This is a genomic window from Methylobacterium sp. Leaf118, assembly GCF_920984675.1.
In the GTDB taxonomy this organism is placed as follows: domain Bacteria; phylum Pseudomonadota; class Alphaproteobacteria; order Rhizobiales; family Beijerinckiaceae; genus Methylobacterium.
Map to the genome: position 1 here is coordinate 25,972 of NZ_CAKLBV010000041.1, position 17,817 is coordinate 43,788.

At 70.4% G+C, this 17,817-nt stretch carries 19 protein-coding genes; 10 read left to right on the top strand and 9 right to left on the bottom strand.

What is annotated here, in order from left to right:
- Nucleotides 1-109 precede the first annotated feature (109 nt).
- The 4 genes from eutC to LW587_RS16450 all read right to left on the bottom strand — a co-directional run bounded on the left by eutC (nt 110) and on the right by LW587_RS16450 (nt 3,665).
- A complete protein-coding gene (eutC, locus tag LW587_RS16435) occupies nt 110-895 on the bottom strand; it encodes an ethanolamine ammonia-lyase subunit EutC (protein WP_232630673.1) in 786 nt (261 codons plus the stop codon).
- Nucleotides 892-2,274: an ethanolamine ammonia-lyase subunit EutB gene (locus tag LW587_RS16440; RefSeq protein WP_232630674.1), complete on the bottom strand. Its 1,383-nt coding sequence runs from the start codon at nt 2,272-2,274 to the stop codon at nt 892-894. The genes eutC and LW587_RS16440 overlap by 4 nt, the downstream gene beginning before the upstream one ends.
- Nucleotides 2,275-2,344: 70 nt before the next feature.
- Nucleotides 2,345-3,205, bottom strand: a complete 861-nt coding sequence (locus LW587_RS16445) for a transglutaminase-like domain-containing protein (RefSeq protein WP_232630675.1) — start codon at nt 3,203-3,205, stop codon at nt 2,345-2,347.
- Between the two features lie 67 nt (nt 3,206-3,272).
- Nucleotides 3,273-3,665 carry a hypothetical protein gene (locus LW587_RS16450; RefSeq protein WP_232630676.1) on the bottom strand — a complete coding sequence of 131 codons (393 nt, stop codon included), beginning with the start codon at nt 3,663-3,665 and terminating at the stop codon, nt 3,273-3,275.
- A 366-nt stretch (nt 3,666-4,031) separates the two neighbouring features.
- Here LW587_RS16450 and LW587_RS16455 point away from each other — a divergent pair, with 366 nt between their 5' ends.
- Both LW587_RS16455 and LW587_RS16460 read left to right on the top strand, forming a co-directional pair.
- Nucleotides 4,032-4,493 (top strand): hypothetical protein, encoded by a 462-nt coding sequence (locus LW587_RS16455; protein ID WP_232630677.1) that lies wholly within the window; start codon nt 4,032-4,034, stop codon nt 4,491-4,493.
- A 160-nt stretch (nt 4,494-4,653) separates the two neighbouring features.
- Nucleotides 4,654-5,100: a DMT family transporter gene (locus LW587_RS16460; protein ID WP_232630678.1), complete on the top strand. Its 447-nt coding sequence runs from the start codon at nt 4,654-4,656 to the stop codon at nt 5,098-5,100.
- A gap of 9 nt (nt 5,101-5,109) precedes the next feature.
- Here LW587_RS16460 and LW587_RS16465 read toward each other — a convergent pair whose 3' ends face one another.
- From LW587_RS16465 to hslV, 3 genes are all read right to left on the bottom strand, one after another.
- Nucleotides 5,110-5,976 (bottom strand): EamA family transporter, encoded by an 867-nt coding sequence (locus LW587_RS16465; RefSeq protein ID WP_232630679.1) that lies wholly within the window; start codon nt 5,974-5,976, stop codon nt 5,110-5,112.
- 4 nt (nt 5,977-5,980) lie between these two features.
- Nucleotides 5,981-7,294 carry an ATP-dependent protease ATPase subunit HslU gene (gene hslU / locus LW587_RS16470; RefSeq protein WP_232630680.1) on the bottom strand — a complete coding sequence of 438 codons (1,314 nt, stop codon included), beginning with the start codon at nt 7,292-7,294 and terminating at the stop codon, nt 5,981-5,983.
- A gap of 242 nt (nt 7,295-7,536) precedes the next feature.
- The gene (gene hslV / locus LW587_RS16475) at nt 7,537-8,067 is read right to left on the bottom strand and encodes an ATP-dependent protease subunit HslV (RefSeq protein WP_232630691.1); all 531 of its coding nucleotides are present in this window, start codon (nt 8,065-8,067) and stop codon (nt 7,537-7,539) included.
- 182 nt (nt 8,068-8,249) lie between these two features.
- Between hslV and motA the strand changes: the two genes are divergently transcribed.
- The 8 genes from motA to LW587_RS16515 all read left to right on the top strand — a co-directional run bounded on the left by motA (nt 8,250) and on the right by LW587_RS16515 (nt 15,099).
- Entirely contained in the window at nt 8,250-9,119 is an 870-nt protein-coding gene (gene motA, locus LW587_RS16480) for a flagellar motor stator protein MotA (RefSeq protein ID WP_232630681.1), read from the top strand.
- Between the two features lie 13 nt (nt 9,120-9,132).
- On the top strand, nt 9,133-10,113 hold the full coding sequence (locus tag LW587_RS16485; protein ID WP_232630682.1) for a flagellar motor switch protein FliM: 981 nt from the start codon (nt 9,133-9,135) through the stop codon (nt 10,111-10,113).
- Entirely contained in the window at nt 10,097-10,393 is a 297-nt protein-coding gene (locus LW587_RS16490; RefSeq protein ID WP_232630683.1) for a hypothetical protein, read from the top strand. The genes LW587_RS16485 and LW587_RS16490 overlap by 17 nt, the downstream gene beginning before the upstream one ends.
- 638 nt (nt 10,394-11,031) lie before the next feature.
- Nucleotides 11,032-11,355, top strand: a complete 324-nt coding sequence (gene fliN / locus LW587_RS16495) for a flagellar motor switch protein FliN (protein WP_232630684.1) — start codon at nt 11,032-11,034, stop codon at nt 11,353-11,355.
- Between the two features lie 111 nt (nt 11,356-11,466).
- The gene (locus LW587_RS16500; protein ID WP_232630685.1) at nt 11,467-12,540 is read left to right on the top strand and encodes a flagellar motor switch protein FliG; all 1,074 of its coding nucleotides are present in this window, start codon (nt 11,467-11,469) and stop codon (nt 12,538-12,540) included.
- A gap of 94 nt (nt 12,541-12,634) precedes the next feature.
- Nucleotides 12,635-13,699, top strand: coding sequence for a flagellar biosynthesis protein FlhB (gene flhB / locus LW587_RS16505; RefSeq protein WP_232630686.1), 1,065 nt, complete (start codon nt 12,635-12,637; stop codon nt 13,697-13,699).
- Nucleotides 13,696-14,142, top strand: coding sequence for a hypothetical protein (locus LW587_RS16510; protein WP_232630687.1), 447 nt, complete (start codon nt 13,696-13,698; stop codon nt 14,140-14,142). Before flhB ends, LW587_RS16510 begins: the two co-directional genes overlap by 4 nt.
- 264 nt (nt 14,143-14,406) lie before the next feature.
- The gene (locus tag LW587_RS16515) at nt 14,407-15,099 is read left to right on the top strand and encodes a response regulator transcription factor (protein ID WP_232630688.1); all 693 of its coding nucleotides are present in this window, start codon (nt 14,407-14,409) and stop codon (nt 15,097-15,099) included.
- A 12-nt stretch (nt 15,100-15,111) separates the two neighbouring features.
- Here LW587_RS16515 and LW587_RS16520 read toward each other — a convergent pair whose 3' ends face one another.
- Nucleotides 15,112-15,768, bottom strand: coding sequence for a transglycosylase SLT domain-containing protein (locus tag LW587_RS16520; protein WP_232630689.1), 657 nt, complete (start codon nt 15,766-15,768; stop codon nt 15,112-15,114).
- Nucleotides 15,722-16,357: a flagellar hook-length control protein FliK gene (fliK, locus tag LW587_RS16525; protein WP_232630690.1), complete on the bottom strand. Its 636-nt coding sequence runs from the start codon at nt 16,355-16,357 to the stop codon at nt 15,722-15,724. Before fliK ends, LW587_RS16520 begins: the two co-directional genes overlap by 47 nt.
- Nucleotides 16,358-17,817: the final 1,460 nt, after the last annotated feature.

Sequence of the window (17,817 nt, forward strand, 5' to 3'; positions counted from 1 at the left end):
TGCGGCGCTCGGAGGCACAGCTCAAGGCAAAGTCAGGTTGCTTTCGCGGTGTGTCGGGTCCGCAACAGCCACGCTTGCGCGGCGGCCGAAGCCCGCCCCGGCGAAGCGGTCAGACGGGCGGCGCCAGGGATTCGGGCGTTTCCGCCGCCTCGATCAGCTGGTCGCTCTCGTCCTTGAGGCCGACCCCGGTCAGCCCGCGCGCGAAGGCCTGGGTCAGGAGCCAGCCGAGCTTGAACGCCGCCAGATCGTGCGAGAGGCCGGCGGGACGCACGTTCGAGATGCAGTTTCGCTCCGCATCCGAGCGCCCGGGCCGTGGGTCGAAGGTGACGTAGAGGCCGAGGCTGTCGGGGGAGGACAGGCCCGGCCGCTCGCCGATCAGGACCGCCACGGCGCGGGCCTTCAGGGCTTGCCCGGCCTCGTCGCCGAGCGCCACGCGCGCCTGCGTCGCGACCACCACGGGCGCGAGGCGCCAGCCGGCCTTGTCCGCGTGGGGCTTGAACGCGGCGAGCATCGCCGCCGCGCCCTCGTGGACCGCCCGGGCGGACAAGCCGTCGGCGACGACGAGGGCGAGGTCCACGGGCGCCTCCGCCGCTGCGTCGAGGGCCTTCCGGCTCTCGGGCGAGAGGCGGCGCCCGCGATCGGGGCGGCGCAGATAGGTCGCGCGATCCTCCGCCGCCGAGGTCACCGCGACGGTGGACAGGCCGAGTTCCTCGATCGCCGCGGCGACGGCCGCCGCATCCATCGGCGTGTGCACGGCGTCGCGGGCCTGGGCGTGGGCGAGGCCGAACTTCAGCACCTCGCGGGTCGGCAGGCCGGCGCCCGCCCGGCCCAGCCCGATCCGGGCCGGCGTCAGGGCCGCGAGCCGGCGCCACAGGTCGTCGTCCGGCCCACTCACGCGGCGAGATCCGGCGCGGCGGTGAGGAGGCGGGCGGCCGCGCCGCCGGGCAGCAGCGTGCCGGCGGCGTCGGTGAGCCCGATGCGGGCGAGCCATTCCGCGAATTCCGGCGCCCGCTTCAGGCCCAGGACCTCGCGGATGTAGAGTTGGTCGTGGAACGAGGTGGACTGGTAGTTCAGCATCACGTCGTCGGCACCGGGGATGCCCATCACGTAGGTGCAGCCGGCCGCGCCGAGGAGCGTGAGCAGGGTGTCCATGTCGTCCTGATCGGCCTCGGCGTGGTTGGTGTAGCAGACGTCGACGCCGAGCGGCACGCCCATCAGCTTACCGCAGAAATGGTCCTCCAGGCCGGCCCGGATGATCTCCTTGCCGTCGTAGAGGTATTCGGGTCCGATGAAGCCCACCACCGTGTTGACCAGCAACGGCCGGTAGCGGCGGGCGACCGCGTAGGCGCGCGCCTCCAGCGTCTGCTGGTCGATGCCGTGATGGGCGTCCGCCGAGAGCGCCGAGCCCTGGCCGGTCTCGAAATACATCACGTTGTCGCCGAGCGTCCCGCGTTTCAGCGCCAAAGCCGCCTCCTGCGCCTCCTTGAGGATCGGCAGCGTGACGCCGAAGCTCGCATTGGCCCGCTGCGTGCCCGCGATCGACTGGAACACGAGATCGACCGGCAGCCCCCGGTTCATCGCGTCGAGCGTCGTGGTGACGTGGGTGAGCACGCAGGCCTGGGTCGGGATCGCGAGGCGCGCGATGATGCCGTCGAACAGGCGCAGCAGGCCCGCCATGGTCTGGAGCGAATCCGAGACCGGGTTGATGCCGATCACCGCGTCGCCGCAGCCGAAGCTCAGCCCGTCGAGGATCGAGGCGGTGACGCCGGCCGGGTCGTCGGTGGGGTGGTTGGGCTGGAGCCGGACCGCGAGGGTCCCGGGCAGGCCGATCGTGTTGCGAAACCGGGTCACCACCCGGCACTTGCGGGCGACCAGGATCAGGTCCTGGTTGCGCATGATCTTGCAGACGGCCGCCGCGATCTCCGGGGTGACGCCCGGGGCGATGCGGGCGAGCGTCGCCGAGGAGGCGGTGAGCAGGAACTCGCGGAAATCGCCGACGGTCAGGTGGGCGATCTCGGCAAAGGCCGCGTCGTCGTGGTCGTCGAGGATCAGCCGGGTGACGTCGTCGTCCTCGTAGGCGATCAGCGGCCGGGCCAGGATCTCCTTGAGCGGCACCTCGGCGAGGCACCAGCGAGCCGCCATGGTCTCCTCGGCCGAGCCGGCGGCGATGCCCGCGAGGCAGTCGCCGGAGCGGATCGGCGTCGCCTTGGCCATCAACGTCGCGAGGTCGCCGAAGACGTGGGTGCGCGGGCCGACGGTGTGGCGATAGGGCATCGGGTTGCTCCTGCCTCGGATCACAGGATGACAGGATCATCGTCCCTGTCGAGGTGCCGGCCCGCGGACCTCAAGCGGCGCCCGCATGGGGGGCCGGCTCCTCGGTCGAGATCGCATCGACCGTGCGCTCGGCCGGCTCCGGGCCGCCGTCGGCGCGGTCGATGCGGATCTCCATGCCGGTCGGCTTCATCGCGCCGTAGGGCGTGGAGAAGGCGATCTCGGCCGCGTCGCGCCCGATACCGATGCGCACCAGCCCGTCGAGATGGGCCTGTCGCGTCGCGTCGAACAGCCACCAGCGCCCGTCGAGATAGGCCTCGAACACGGCGTGGAAGTCGCCCGGCACGAGGCCGTAGGCGTAGCAGCTCACGAAGCGGGCCGGGATGCCGAGCGCGCGGCAGAACGCGGTGCCGATATGGGCGAAATCCCGGCACACGCCCGCCCGCTTCAGGAGGCTCTCGTCGGCCGTCGTCTCGCCGTCGCTGGCGCCGCGCTGGTAGGCGATGTTGTCGTGGATCCAGTTGCAGATCGCGTTCACGCGCTGGTGGCCCTTGGGCAGATGCCCGAACTCGGCCTGGGCGAAGGGCGTGAGCCGATCGGAGGAGACGAAGCGGCTCGGCAGCAGGAACGGCAGGATGTCGAGCGGCAGTGCGGCGACCGGCGTCTCGTGGATGGTATCGGGATCGGCCCGCACGACCGTGAGATCGACCTCGGCGTTGTATTCGAGCGAGAACGGTCCGGGCGCGACGTTCACGCCGAGGTAGCGGTTCCGCAGATCGGGGGTGACATAGACCCGGTGGGCAAGTTCGGGCGCGAGCGTCAGGGTCTCGCCGATGATGCGGTGGCTCTTCAGCCGGGCGACCTCGACGTTGAAGATGAAGGTCGTGGGCGCCTCGACCTCGTAGGCAAGGCTGCAGCCGAGCGTGAAGCGCATGCGTTCGGGACTCCGTGTCCGGGGGTGGATCGCGGTGGGACCAGCAAGGATCAGGCCTGCCTCCGCCTCAGCCGCCCGCCTTGAGGCGCAGAGTGGCGATCAGGCGGGCGACGTCGCGCGGATCGGCCCGCCAGATGCCCGCCTTGTCGTCCTCCGGGCCGGGGGTGAGGCCGAGCCGGTCGGCGATCCCGTCGCGCTCCGCGCCCGGCAGGCCGGCCCCGGTCAGGGCCTCGTCCCAGGCCTCGACGGCGGTGCGGGTGCCGGTGCGGCAGGGGAGGTCGCCGAGCGGGCTCTCGCGCAGGATGTCGATCTTGCAATTGGCGTTGAGGTCGCCGCGCGCCTTCATGACCTGCGCCAGGACCTGCTCGGCCCGCGGCGGCTCGGGGGACTGGGCGAAGGCAGGGCCTTGCCCCGCCAGAAGCAGGCCCAGAGCGGCGGCGAAACAGGCCCTTCGTGGCATCGGTATCCTCCCGGTTCGGCGGCGCGGCGGCGCGATCCTGTTCGGCGACCCCGAAGGCGTCCGGGCAGGACGGCCAGGTGATCGACGGTTCGATGACCGTGCCGCTGCAACGAGGGTAGGGCGGTCCGGGGCGGCGGGTATACCGAGGAAGAGCCCGGCGCCGCGGCCCGTTGTCCCGGAACACCGAGACGTCGCGATCACGCCCACTTGAACGACACGGCAGCGCTTTCGAGTTGCGGTGCTCCGGATGGAACTGCATCTTTGAGTTGCTGTCGTTCCGAGCCCTCCGCCCGGAACGCGGCGTCGTGCCGATCGCTCCCACGATCACACCATCGAACGGGCCGTGGTCGCCGCGAAGGGAACGAGATGGCCGTCGCGTTTCAAGTGGCCGGTGTGTTCTATGAGACCACCGTCGAACTGAGCCAGGTCGGCGGAAATACAGTCGGCGACATCGTCGAATATCTGCACCGGGTCGATCCGGACTTCCATCGATTGGCGATCGACGCCGATGGCCAGCCGATCATCAGCATGTTCGGGGCATGGCAGCGACGCCCGTTCACGGGGCGAGCCGGGATCCAGTATCCGGCGGGCTTCTACGAGCTGTCGCAGACCTTCACCGGGCCCATGGCGAACTCTTACATAATCTGGGAATACTGTCTGTCCGATGAGAACAGCGTGCGTCAGCCGCCGCAGGCTGCGCTGCCCTACACGAAGGCCCAGGTGCAGGACGGCTGGTCGATCCACTGGCGGCTCGTCACGGTCCTCAACGGTCCGGGCACGCTCTCGCCGCGCCCGACGGTGCGTGGGCCGAAGCGCGTCGCGCCATGACGGGCAGGCCCCGTGGCGGATCAGCGCCCGGACGCGATCGCGACAGGCCGGATCGACCCGGCCCGTCCGGCCCGACCATTTGACGGCGGGGGGCCGCGCTGGTTGTCAGGGCCGGCACGGCGCCCGGGTCCGGCGTCGCGCGGAAACAAGAGGTCCGCCGATGCTCGCCCTCCTCGTCCCGTCCGTTCTCGCGGTGCTCGCCGGCATCAGCCTCGTGGTGCAGCAGATCCTCAACGCGAACCTGCGCGGCGCCCTCGCCTCCGCCGTCTGGTCGGGCTTCGCGAGCTATCTCGTCGGCCTCGCCTGCATGGCGCTGCTGGCGCTTCTGCTGCGCGATCCTCCGCCCGCGGCGGGCCTCGCCCTGCGGGTTCCGTGGTGGGCCTGGAGCGGGGGCCTGTTCGGGGCGATCTTCATCGGACTCGCGATCCTGCTCGTGCCGCAGATCGGTGCGGCGACCTTCATCGCCCTCGTGGTGGCGGGCCAGATGCTGGCCTCGATCACCTTCGACCATTTCGGCCTGCTCGGCCTCGCCCAGCGCTCCGCCGATCCGGCGCGGCTGCTGGGCGTGACGCTGCTCGTCGCGGGCGTGGTGCTGATCCGCCGGTAGCGCCCGGCCTCACCGGGTGCGCTTCGCCCGCCGCGCCGACATGCCGACCGAGGCGGCGCTGACGCAGATGATCGCGAAGCCCTGGAGCGGGCTCGGCACCTCGCCGAGCAGCGGCACGGCGGCGAGCGCCGCGAGGGCCGGCTCCAGGCTCATCAGCACGCCGAAGGCCGCCCGGTCCATGCGGGTGAGCGCGAACATCTCCAGCGAGTAGGGCAGGGCGCTCGACAGGAGCGCGACCGCGAGGCCCGCGAGCAGGGTCGCGGGCACGAGGAGGTCGGCGCCGGCCGAGGCGATACCGAAGGGCGCGACGACGAGGGCCGCCACCGCCATGCCGAGCGCCACGGCGCCCGCTCCGCCGGCCCGGCCCGCCGCCGGCCCGAACACGATGTAGAGGGCCCAGCATCCCCCGGCGGCGAGCGCCAGCGCGGCGCCGGCGGGGTCGACCGAGGCGGCATCGCCCAAAGGCAGCAGCAGGGCGAGGCCGGCGACGGCGAGCCCGATCCAGGCGAGGTCGGCCGGGCGGCGCGAGCCCCACAAGGCGACGGCCAGCGGCCCGGTGAACTCGATCGCCACCGCGATCCCGAGGGGCAGCGTGCGCAGCGACAGGTAAAACAGCAGGTTCATCAGCCCCAGAGCCGCCCCGTAGAGGGCGACCGCGCCGATCGCGCGCCCGGTCAGGCGGCGCCGCCAGGGCCGCCAGAGGGCCAGCAGGATCAGCGCGGCGAAGCCGACCCGCAGGGTGGATACGCCCGCCGCCCCGATCGCCGGAAACAGCCCCTTGGCGAAGGCGGCGCCGGTCTGGATCGAGACCATCGCGGCGAGGACCGCCGCCACGGGCCACAGCGTCCCGCCGTCCGGGCCGGGACGCGCCGGCATGGGCTCAGAGGATGAACCGGCTCAGGTCGGCATTGGCGGCGAGATCCTCGACGCGGTCGCGCACATAGGCGGCGTCGATCCGCACCGTCTCGCCGGAGCGATCGGTGGCGGTGAAGGAGATCTCGTCGATCACCCGCTCCAGGACGGTCTGGAGGCGGCGGGCGCCGATATTCTCCACCGAGCCGTTCACTTCGACCGCCACGCGGGCGAGCGCATCGACGGCGTCCTCCGTGAAGTCGAGGGTGACGCCCTCGGTCTCCATCAGGGCGACGGTCTGCTTCAGGAGGCTCGCTTCCGTCGCGGTCAGGATCTGCTTGAAATCCTCCACGGTCAGCGGCTGCAACTCGACCCGGATCGGAAGGCGCCCCTGCAATTCGGGCAGCAGGTCCGACGGCTTCGAGACGTGGAAGGCGCCGGAGGCGATGAACAGGATGTGGTCGGTCTTCACCGGGCCGTGCTTGGTCGCGACGGTGGTGCCCTCGATGAGCGGCAGCAGATCGCGCTGCACGCCCTCGCGGGACACGTCGGCGCCCGAGCGCCCCTCGCGGGCGCAGATCTTGTCGATCTCGTCGAGGAAGACGATGCCGTTGTCCTCGACCTCGCGGACCGCGTCGCGGGTCAGCGCGTCGTCGTCGACGAGCTTGTCGCTCTCCTCGGCGATCAGCGGCGCGTGGGCCTCCGCCACCGTGATCCGGCGCGGCTTGCCCCGCTGGCCGCCCAGCGCCTTGCCGAGCATGTCGGAGAGGTTGATCGCGCCCATGGAGGCGCCCGGCACGCCGGGAATCTCGAACATCGGCAGGCCCTGCGACCCGCTCGGGGCGAGTTCGAGCTCCACTTCCTTGTCGTCGAGATCGCCGGCCCGCAGCTTCTTGCGAAAGCTCTCGCGGGTCGCCGGGCTCGCGGTCGGGCCCACCAGGGCGTCGAGGATGCGCGCCTCGGCCGCGGCCTCCGCCTTGGCCTTCACCGCCTTGCGGCGCTCCTCCCGGGTCAGGCCGATGCCGACCTCGACGAGATCGCGCACGATCTGCTCCACGTCGCGGCCGACATAGCCGACCTCGGTGAACTTCGTCGCCTCGATTTTGAGGAAGGGCGCGTTGGCGAGCCGCGCGAGGCGCCGCGCGATCTCGGTCTTGCCGCAGCCGGTCGGCCCGATCATCAGGATGTTCTTCGGGGCCACCTCCTCGCGCAGCGGCCCCTTCAGCTGCTGACGGCGCCAGCGGTTGCGCAGCGCGATCGCGACGGCGCGCTTGGCGTCCCCCTGGCCGACGATGAAGCGGTCGAGCTCGGAGACGATCTCGCGGGGAGAGAAGGTGGTCATCGGACTCCACGTCTGCGGCGGGATGGGCGCCGAGGGTTTCGATCTATGCGCGCCGGGAGGAGCTTTCCAGTCGCGGGGCTTTTGCGCGCTTCAAGAAAGCCTGAAACGCCACCGTCATTCCGGGGCGCGAAGCGAACCCGGAATCCACCCGTGATGCGACGAGGGGACATGGCGTCGAGGCCCGTCGTGGATTCCGGGTTCCGCTGCGCGGCCCCGGAATGACGGTGGGTGAAAATCTACAATCAACCTGCGTCGAGCGCCTCGATGACGAGGTTGCCGTTGGTGTAGACGCAGATCTCGGCCGCGATCTTCATCGCCTTGCGCACGATCGCCTCGGCGTCGAGGTCGCCGTCTTCCAGGGCGCGGGCGGCGGACAGGGCGTAATTGCCGCCCGAGCCGATCGCCATCACCCCGCTCTCGGGCTCCAGCACGTCGCCGGAGCCGGACAGCAGCAGGCTGATCTCCCGGTCGGCGACCAGCATCATGGCCTCGAGGCGGCGGAGATAGCGGTCGGTGCGCCAGTCCTTGGTGAGTTCGACGCAGGCGCGGGTGAGCTGACCGGGATACTGCTCCAGCTTGCCCTCGAGTCGCTCGAACAGGGTGAAGGCGTCGGCCGTCGCGCCGGCGAAGCCCCCGATCACGCTGCCCTTCGCGAGCCGGCGGACCTTGCGGGCATTGCCCTTGACGATGGTCTGGCCGAGGCTGACCTGCCCGTCGCCGCCGATCACCACCCGGCCGCCCTTCCGGACCATCAGGATCGTCGTGGCATGCATCTGGGCGGGGCCGTCGTCGTGGGGCAAGGCGTGCGCTCCGGCGTTCGCGTGTCGAGGCCTCAGTTAGGTCCTCGAGGCCCGGCCTCCAAGCCAGGCGGCGGGACGGCCCGACAAAGCCCCGCGCAAGCCTGCCCGCCTATTCGCACCGGACAAGGGCCCTCACGGGTGCGCGGAGCGGTGTCATGGGGATCTTCATCGGCCTGATCATCGCGATCGGGAGCATGCTCGGCGGCTTCGTCGCCATGGGCGGGCACCTGATCGTGATCTGGCAGCCCTGGGAGTTCGTGATCATTTTCGGGATGGCGGGCGGCACCTTCGTGATCGCCAACCCGATGAAGACCGTGATCGATTCCGGCAAGGCCACCATGGAGGCGATCACCGACAAGGGCCCCAAGCGCAAGGACTTCCTGTCCCTGCTCGGCCTGCTCCACGCCCTGATGCGCGAGCTGAAGACCAAGCCGCGCAACGAGGTCGAGACCCATTTCGACGATCCGGCCAATTCCGAGATCTTCAAGAACTATCCCGACGTCACCAAGGACCAGGACCTGGTGCTGTTCATCTGCGACTATTGCCGCCTGATCCTCATCGGCAACGCCCGCTCGCACGAGATCGAGGCGCTGATGGAGGAGGAGATCGGCACGCACAAGAAGTACCGGCTCAAGCCCTATGCCGCGATCAACACCGTGGCGGAGGCGCTGCCCGCGCTCGGCATCGTCGCGGCGGTGCTCGGCATCGTGAAGGCGATGGGCGCCCTCGACCAGTCGCCGCAGATTCTCGGCGGCCTCATCGGCGCGGCGCTGGTCGGCACCTTCATCGGCGTGTTCGCCTCCTACGGGATGCTCGCCCCGCTCGCCATCAAGGTGAAGGGCGTGCGCGAGAAGCAGTGCAGCGTCTACACCATCGTGAAGCAGAGCCTGATCGCCTACATGAACGGCGCGCTGCCCCAGGTCGCGATCGAGCATGGCCGCAAGGGCATCGCGGGCGCCGACCGCCCCACCATCGACGAGGTCGAGAGCGCCACCGTGCCGGGCGCCCAGGCCCAGGCGGCGTGAGCGGGACCTGACCATGGACGAGATCCAGACGCCCGAAGCGCCGGCCTTCGCGCCGCTGCCGACCCCGGCCGCCGCGCCGAAACCCGCGGCCGACCTCCGCACCCGCATCCTGGAGGCCGGGGGCCTGTCGCTCGACCGGCTGCCGATGCTCCACGTCGTGTTCGACCGCCTCGCCACGGCGTGCAGCGACGCGGCCAAGCATCTGGCCTCCTCCTCGACCTTCTACTCCCTGAGCGGGGTCGAGAGCGGGCGCTTCGGCGAGTTCCTCGACGCCTACGACGCCAACGCCGTGGTCGGCATCTTCCACGCGCCGGAATGGGACGGCCACATCCTGGTCGGGCTCGACCGCGACTTCCTCTACACGATGGTCGAGGTGCTGTTCGGCGCCGACGGCTCCGAGCCGCCGGTGGAGGAGGAGCGCAGCTTCTCGGCGATCGAGCTGCGGATCGCCCAGATGGTGTTCGAGCAGGTCGGCAAGGCGCTCGAATCCTCCTTCGGGCTCGTGTCGCAGACGCCGTTCCGCCTGGAGCGGATGGAGACCCGCATGGAGTTCGCCGTCATCGGCCGGCGCTCCAACAAGTCGGTCCAGGCCAAGTTCCTGCTCCAGGCCCTGAACCGCGGCGGCGAGATGTTTCTCATCATCCCGCAGACGGTGCTGAACCCCCTGCGCCCGGCGCTCGGCAAGGTGCTGACCGGCGAATCCGCCGCCCGCGATCCCCGCTGGGCCCAGCAGATCGCCGCCGAGGCGCAGAAGACCGCGGTGAAGCTGCGGGCCGTGCTGGAGGAGCGCCACCTGACGCTCGGCGAGATCGCCGGGCTGAAGGTGGGCCAAGTGATCGAACTCGACGCCACCCCCGCGACGCGGATCAAGCTCGAGGGCAACGACCGGCCGCTGTTCTGGTGCCGGGCCGGCCAGTCGCAGGGGGCCTATGTCCTGCGGGTGGAGGAGGCGATCAATCCGGAGAAGGAGGGCGGCGATGGGCTCCTTGGTTGACGGTATCCTGCTCCTCGCCCTCGTGGCCACGAGCGCCTGCGTGGTGCCGATGTATCTCAAGCTCAAGCGCCTCGACCGGGCCCAGGCCGAGTACGGCGCCGCGGTCGCGGCCTCGGGCCTCGCCCTGACCCAGGCCGGCGAGGCCGTGCGCGCCTTCAAGGACGAGGGCCGCGAGGTGCTGGACGCCCTGAGCCTCAAGATCGAGGAGGCGCGGGCGACCTTGGCGGCGCTGGAGGCTTCGCACACAACCTTGATCGCTGAACGGAATCAGAAATTGTAAAACTACCAAATTTCCGGATCGAGAATCAGGCTCGATTCTCAGTTGCTTGTGTGCGATTTTCTGACATCGGCGATTTGCTTTTAAAAGGTCATTTCGGTTTTGTGCCTTGAAGTTCCATATTATTTCTATTGTAGCAGCGTACGCAAACCCCTACGCCGCGGCCCACAAAACTGCCGTGGTCGCTCTCACAAAATGCCCGCTCGCAACTCCCGCAGAAACGAACTGTAAATCGTATGCGACCAAACATATCGCGGCAGATGCGGCAGGGGACCCAAGCTTGTGAGTTGAGTATTTTATTTTTGTCGGTATTGCTTGGATCGAATTCAGTTATATCTGAATTGTGATGGCTGTTCATAGGTTTCTGCTCTGAGGAAATGCAATGATCGCCTGGTTTTATCTGGATTTGATTGCGCCCTGCGATCGTTGCAACCCAAGATATAGCAAAGGGTTGAAAAGTCAAAGAGCGTAGATTGCCCTGCCGCGATGATTGATCGCTAGGAATGCACTCCAAGGCCGGAGAGGAGTTCAACCGGCAGGAAGCCAACTTTCAGCTTCGACAGCCTCGCGTCAGCCAGACCGGCTAGACCTCTCGCACGGCCAAGCCGGACCCCACGCGGCCGACACCACGAGCCCGAGCGATGAGCAGCAGCCCCTTCCCCGAAGCCGATCTCGGTGCCGACGCCCGCATCGGCGATGCCCGCAATCTCGATTCGATCCTGCGCATCCCGGTCCTGATGCAGGTGGTGCTCGGCTCGGCCACGATGCCGGTCGCCAACCTGATGAAGCTCGGCCGCGGCGCCGTCGTCCCCCTCGACCACCGGGTCGGCGAGCCCGTCGACGTGATGGTCAACGGTCGCGTCATCGCCCGGGGCGAGATCGTGATCGTCGAGGAGGACAATTCCCGCTTCGGCGTCTCGCTGACCGAAGTGGTCGGCCCCTCCGCCGACGACGCCAACAGCTAGCCCGGACAGGTGAGACCGATGCCGGCGCGCGCACGCGACCAGGAACTGCCCCGGACGGCCGGGCCTGTCCGCGGCCGGCTTCGCCGCGAACGCTAGCGCGCAAGGTCCGCGATGTCCGCAAGCCCCGTCCCGGCGCAAGCCTCCGTTCCCGCGCAAGCCTCCGTTCCCGCGCCACCCCGCCTGGCCGGCCGCCGGCTCGACCCGACCGATCAGGTCGCCGCGCTCCTGCTCGCCATGGGCAAGCCGGCGGCCGGGCGGCTCATCAAGTATTTTGAGCCGGACGAGCTGAAGCGCATCACCCGCTCGGCCTCGCAGCTCGGCGCGGTCAGTTCCGACCAGCTCGACGCGGTGGTCGAATCGTTCTCCACCGAGTTCAAGGCCGGCAACAGCCTCGTCGGCACGGCCAACGAGGTCGAGAAGCTGCTCACGGGGCTCCTGCCCGCCGACCAGATCGCCGACATCCTGGCCGAGGTGCGCGGCAGCGCCACCCGCTCGATCTGGGAGCGCCTCGGCACCGTCCAGGAGAGCGTGCTGGCGAGCTACCTCGTCAAGGAGCATCCCCAGACCGCGGCGCTGATCCTGTCCAAGGTCAAGCCCGCCACCGCCGCCAAGGTGATGGGCCACCTGCCCGGGCCGGTCCGCAACACGGTGATGCGGCGGATGCTGAGCTTCAAGCCGATCGTCGACGACGTGCTGCAGAACATCGAGAAGACGCTCCACGAGGACTTCATGATCAACGGCGCCCGCAATTCCGGCGCCGACACCCACGCCAAGATGGCCGACATCATCAACAAGATGGAGCGCCATCAGATGGACGACGTGCTCTCCAGCCTCGGCGAGTCGCGCCCGAAATCGGTCGAGATCCTGAAAGGCCTGCTCTTCACCTTCGACGACATCGTCAAGCTGGCCCCCCGCGCCCGCACCACCCTGTTCGACGCCGTGCCCAACGACCGGCTGGTGCTGGCGCTCAAGGGCACCGACGCGGAGTTCCGGGGCACCGTGCTCTCCGCGCTCTCGGCCCGGGTGCGCCGCATGGTCGAGCACGAACTCAACGGCGGCGAGCCGGCGGCGCAGCGCGACGTCATGGAGGCGCGCCGCTCCATCACCGACATGGCCATGGAGATGGCCGGGCGCGGCGAGATCGAGATCAATCCGGGAGGCGAGGATGAAGCGCTCATCCGCTGAGCGGGCTTTTGTCGGGGGCGCCTCGATTCCGTGTCGGGCGGGCCCCCGTCCGGGGCGTTCCCTCCTGCCGCCTTTCGCCCGACGGGGCTGAGGCGTGGCGGAGGATTCCGACAAGGAAAGCAAGACGGAAGCCGCCACCGAGAAGCGGGTCCGCGACGCGATCGAGAAGGGCGACATCCCGTTCTCCCGCGAGGCGCCGGTCTTCGCCTCGATCCTCGGCCTCCTGATCGCGCTCGCCTTCTTCGCCCGGGGGCAGGCGGCGCAGCTGGCGCAGAGCCTGTCGCCGCTCCTCGACGAGCCCCGCGGCTTCCGCCTGGAGACCGGCGGGGACGCGACGCTGCTGCTCAATCAGGTGGCGCTGGCCACGGGGCGCTTCCTGCTGCCGATCCTGGTGTTGCTCTGCGCCTGCAGTCTCGCGGCCTCGCTGCTCCAGAATCTGCCGCGCTTCGTCGGCGACCGGATCACCCCGAAATGGCAGCGGGTCTCCCCGATGGCCGGGTTCAAGCGGATCTTCGGGATCCAGGGTCAAGTCGAATTCCTGAAATCCATCGTTAAATTCCTATCGGTCAGTCTCGTCGCCCTCCTGCTCCTTCGCTCGGAGCGGACAAGAGCCGTGAACGCCATGTTCGTCGATCCGAGCCAGCTGCCCGAACTGATCCTGTCCGTCGCGATCCGCCTCGTCGCGGCGATCGCCATCGCGATCATCGTCATCGTGGCGGGCGACCTCGTCTGGGCGCGCCTGCGCTGGCAGCGCTCGCTGCGCATGTCGCACCAGGACATCAAGGACGAGCACAAGCAGACCGAAGGCGACCCCTCCGTGAAGGCGCGGCTGCGCTCGCTCGCCCAGGACCGCGCCCGCAACCGGATGCTCGCCAATGTCGACCGGGCGACCGTGGTGATCGCCAATCCGACCCACTTCGCCGTGGCGCTCCGCTACGAGCCGACCGAGAATCCGGCGCCGCTCGTCCTCGCCAAGGGGCAGGACCTCATCGCGCTGCGTATCCGCGCCATCGCCGAAGAAAAAGGCATCGCGGTGATCGAGGACAAGCCTCTCGCAAGGTCGCTGTACGATGCTGTGCAGGTCGATCAGACGATTCCGGCAGAATTTTACCGCGCCGTGGCCCAGATCCTGTTTTTCCTGTTCGCGAGAGCCCGATGACCCTTCAGGCCAATCCCCTCTCGCTCGGACGGCCCGGCCTGCCGGATGGCCTCGCCGCGGCCGAGGAGATCTTCGCCACGGCCCTGCGCGAGTTCATCGCCGAGCTCTGCCTCGTCGATGGCGGCGTGCTGATCGGCTGGATCCGCAGCCAGCATCACGGCAACATCGCCGACGTGGTGGCCTCCTCCGCCGAACTCTTCTTCAAGGACTCGGTCCTGACCTACGCGGACGCGGCCGATGTCTGCCTCGAATTCGGCCGCTCGATGCAGGTCGTGCTCGACATGGAATTCGCCGCCGAGCCGCTGACCGTGTTCTTCAAGCTCGTTCTCGACGAGATGTTCGCGGGCGTCGCGATCCAGCGCATCGTCGCCGAGGATTCCGCACCGCTTCGCCTCGACCGCTTCGCCCACGCCCTCGACCGGGCGCGCCTCTGCCACGCCTGACCCCGCGCACCAACTCGGCACGGATGACACGCCCCGGCTTGGAATAATGAATGCCGTACGCGCGCAATTGATTCCCGTGCTGCGCCGCGACATGGATGGGGCGTGGCCGCGAATCGAGGGTTCGCGCCGGCTCCTCGGGAACGATGGACGCGACCGGACCGCCGTCTCGATGAGGGGCGGGTGGGCCGGCGCCGTCGTGGACGAGCCCGAACCCTCCGGGGCCTGACCGGACCGAATCCGGCCGGATCGGAGGGACAAGCGCCGATGTATTTCCTGGTCGACCCGCGGGAAGCTGTGAACGCGGGCTACAAGGCGAGCTTCGAGCGGGAGGGGATCTCCTCCTTCGGCCTCCTGCCGGACGAGTTCCTGAGCTGGATCGAGGCAGCCTCCCCGAGCGACCTCGACGCCGTGCAGGGCTTCCTCCTCGGCGATTTCGAGGACCGGCCGAAATGCGTCACCTCCATCCGCCGCCATTCCCGGGCGCCGATCATCGCGTTGGCCGACCTGCGCTCCCTGGAGCAGACGGTGCAGCTCCTCGATGCCGGCATCGACGACGTGCTGCCCAAGCCCGTCCATGTCCGCGAGATCCTGGCCCGCTCCGAGGCGATCTGGCGCCGTGTCAACGCCACGATGCCGGGGGCCGCGCCGGGCGAGGCCGCCCCTCCGGCGCCGGACCGGCTCAAGGTGTTCCACGACGGCCGCGACCCCGAGATCGACGGCGTGAGCCTGTCCCTGCCGCGGCGCGAGCGCCACATTCTCGAATATCTCGTGCGCAACCGCGGGCGCCGGCTCACCAAGACCCAGGTCTTCAACGTGGTCTACGGCGTCTACAGCAACGGCGTCGAGGAGAGCGTGATTGAGGGCCACGTGAGCAAGCTGCGCAAGAAGCTCGCCGAACGCCTCGGCCACGACCCGATCGAGGCCAAGCGCTACATGGGCTACACCTATGTCGGGTGAGACCCCGGGCCGTCAGCCCGGCTGACAGAACGCCTTCGCCCCCGGCGTCCAGTTGCCGAAGCCGCTCGCGACCATGTTGGTGATGACGCGGCAGACATAGAGCTTCTGCGCCGGGTTGTTGTTCGGCCCCGCATGGTAGCGCGCCACCGCGAGCGTCCAGCTCCCCTCCCGGTCCCGCAATTCCTTGAGGAAGCGGGTGGCGTAATCGACGTTCTGGGCCGGGTCGATCATCGCCTCCAGCGACGCGAATTTCTCGCGGTGGTAGTGATGGTTGATCTGCATGCAGCCGAGATCGACCAGCCGGACGCCCTCGCGCTGCGCCTGGCCCAGGCGGGCGATCACGTCGGCGGGGCCGGCGCCGAAATAGGCCCGGCCGCCGATATTCATGGCGTAGGGCTGGAGCGAGCCGCGCTTGCCGCTCTCGGTGAGGCCGACCGCATAGAGCATCCCGAGCGGCACGCCGTGGCGGGCGGCGGCCCGCGCCATCTGCTGTTCGCAGACGTTCGAGCCCGCCCGCGGCGTGCCGGCCGTGCCGTCCGCGGCGGTGGCATGACGGGCGGCCGGGCCCGATTCGACGCCCGCCGGCAGCGCGGTTGCGGCGGCGACCGGCCCGGCCACGAGGCTAGAGATACAGGCCGCCGCGATCGCGCGCATGAGATGCCGTGTCATGATCCTGCTCCTCGGCGCGGGCGTCCCGGGCCCCCTCGCGGGTCGGGCGCCGTCCCGATTGGTCGGGCGTCGCGCCGCCCGGGTTCCTGTCCTGCGCGTCCGCGGCGAAGGGCGGGTGCCCGCCGCGCTCGGACCCGTTGCCCGGGCTCTGGCCCTGGCTTTGGCCCTGGGCCCCGCCCTGCGCCGCCGGGCCCGACTCGATCGTGACGCGCTCCGGCAGATAGCCCGCCTCGCGCAGGAGGCCGGTGAGGGCCTCGCCCTCCCGGCGCAGGCGCTCGGCGGTGTCTTCGCGGGCAGTGCGCAGGCTCATCTCCAGCCGCCCGTCCTGAAGCCGCATCCGCACCAGCACCGAGCCGAGATCGGCCGGATGCAGTTGGAGGGTCAGGATCTTCAGCGGCCCGGCTTCGGTCGTCAGCCCGCTGCGGAGGGCGGCGGGCGGCGGGGCGGGCGGAAACTGCGCGGCGACGGCATCGGCGATCTGGCGCGCCGGAGAGAGCGGACCCGCCAGCGTCGGCGCCCCCGGAATGGTCGGCGCCAGCGCCTCGATCACCGTCCCGTCGGCGCGACGTGGCTCGGCCGGCGCCTCCACGCTGGTACCAGCACGGTCGTCCGTGGCCCGGCCCGGCGCGGGAATCCCGGGCCCTTGCGCGTCGGACGACGAGGCCGGTCCCGGCGACGCGCGGCGAACGGATGCGTCGGACGGTGTCGGGTGCGGCCGTGCCGCCTCCGCGAAGGGTTCTCGCGGGGAGCCGGCCTGAGACGCGGTCGGCGCGACGATCGGCGACGGGCCCTCCGTGAGTCCCGGCTCCGTTTGGCCCTCCGCCAGGGGCGCCGATCCGGCCATCTCCGCTGGCGGCTCATCGGCCGCGACCGGCGGCAGGCCGACGCGGCCGTGGGCCGCCCGCGTTGCGCCTGGCACAGCCGCGACCGTCCCGGCCCCGGCGAGCCGCGGATCGGGCTGCGCCGGTCCGGAGAGAGCGGGGTCGATCTGATCAGGTTGCTCTTGGACAGGCCGTTCCGGGACGGTTCTCTCTTGGACACGCCGTTCCTGGGCACCCAGAACCACCCGGTGTGCGCCCGGATCGAGCGGATGGCCCTGGTCCGCCCGCACCGGTTCGGCCCGCACCGGTTCCGGCCCCTGCGCGGCGGGGCGCGAATCGGGACGGGGCGCGGCCGGGTCGATCGACCCATCAGCCGGGACGGAGGGGCGCTGCGCCGGTCCGACCGCGGGCATGGCGGCCGCGCCGGGCTCAGGCCCCGGTCCCGCTTCCGGTGTCGGCGCCGGCATTGCCGCCGCGACGGGCGACGCCGCCGCAGCCTTCAGGGCGATTCCGGATGGCGCCGATCCCTCCGGCGGGGCGAGGCGCACTGGCCGTGGCGGTGATGCACGGTCCGATCCGGGCTCGGGCGTGGTTCCGGCCTCCGGAGCGGTGGGGGCAGCGGTCACCTTGGGCAGAACCGCCTCTGGCGTCCGCGCCGCGGCCGGCTCCGCCGGTGCGGGCGACATCACGGGAAGCGCCTCGGCCTTCGCCGGGGCGTCGGACGGGGACGACCCCTCCGGCCGGGCGAGGTGCGGCGGCTCGGACGCGGCGGCGCGGCCCGCATCAGGCAGAGCCGCCTCCGGTGCCGACGCCCAGGCTGCGGCCGGCTCTGCCAGTGCGGGCAACATCGCGGGGGGCGCCTCAGTCTTCGGGGGGGCGCCGGACGGAGCCGATCCCTCCCGATGGGCGAGGTGAGACGGCACGGACGGGGCGGCACGGATCGATCCGGGCTCGGGCGCCGTCCCGGTGTCCGGAGACAGGCGGGCTGTGGCTGCCTCCGGCGCCCGCGCCGCGGCCGGATCGGCCGGTGCGGGTGACGTCACGGGAGGCGTCGCAGCCTTCACGGAGGCCCTGGACGAGGGCAACTCCTCCGGCTGGGTGAGGTGAGACGGCACGGACGGGGCGGCACGGAGCGATCCGGGCTCGGGCGTCGTCCCGGTGTCCGGAGACAGGCGGGCTGTGGCTGCCTCCGGCGCCCGCGCCGCGGCCGGATCGGCCGGTGCGGGTG

Coding starts and splice junctions, on each gene's coding strand:
- LW587_RS16455 (WP_232630677.1), top strand. CDS start 4,032: ATGGCCGTCGCGTTTCAAGTGGCCGGTGTGTTCTATGAGACCACCGTC.
- LW587_RS16485 (WP_232630682.1), top strand. CDS start 9,133: ATGGACGAGATCCAGACGCCCGAAGCGCCGGCCTTCGCGCCGCTGCCG.
- LW587_RS16500 (WP_232630685.1), top strand. CDS start 11,467: ATGTCCGCAAGCCCCGTCCCGGCGCAAGCCTCCGTTCCCGCGCAAGCC.
- fliN (WP_232630684.1), top strand. CDS start 11,032: ATGAGCAGCAGCCCCTTCCCCGAAGCCGATCTCGGTGCCGACGCCCGC.
- LW587_RS16465 (WP_232630679.1), bottom strand. CDS start 5,976: ATGCCGGCGCGTCCCGGCCCGGACGGCGGGACGCTGTGGCCCGTGGCG.
- LW587_RS16440 (WP_232630674.1), bottom strand. CDS start 2,274: ATGCCCTATCGCCACACCGTCGGCCCGCGCACCCACGTCTTCGGCGAC.
- motA (WP_232630681.1), top strand. CDS start 8,250: ATGGGGATCTTCATCGGCCTGATCATCGCGATCGGGAGCATGCTCGGC.
- LW587_RS16490 (WP_232630683.1), top strand. CDS start 10,097: ATGGGCTCCTTGGTTGACGGTATCCTGCTCCTCGCCCTCGTGGCCACG.
- hslU (WP_232630680.1), bottom strand. CDS start 7,294: ATGACCACCTTCTCTCCCCGCGAGATCGTCTCCGAGCTCGACCGCTTC.
- LW587_RS16520 (WP_232630689.1), bottom strand. CDS start 15,768: ATGACACGGCATCTCATGCGCGCGATCGCGGCGGCCTGTATCTCTAGC.
- LW587_RS16445 (WP_232630675.1), bottom strand. CDS start 3,205: ATGCGCTTCACGCTCGGCTGCAGCCTTGCCTACGAGGTCGAGGCGCCC.
- LW587_RS16450 (WP_232630676.1), bottom strand. CDS start 3,665: ATGCCACGAAGGGCCTGTTTCGCCGCCGCTCTGGGCCTGCTTCTGGCG.
- LW587_RS16510 (WP_232630687.1), top strand. CDS start 13,696: ATGACCCTTCAGGCCAATCCCCTCTCGCTCGGACGGCCCGGCCTGCCG.
- hslV (WP_232630691.1), bottom strand. CDS start 8,067: ATGCATGCCACGACGATCCTGATGGTCCGGAAGGGCGGCCGGGTGGTG.
- LW587_RS16515 (WP_232630688.1), top strand. CDS start 14,407: ATGTATTTCCTGGTCGACCCGCGGGAAGCTGTGAACGCGGGCTACAAG.
- LW587_RS16460 (WP_232630678.1), top strand. CDS start 4,654: ATGCTCGCCCTCCTCGTCCCGTCCGTTCTCGCGGTGCTCGCCGGCATC.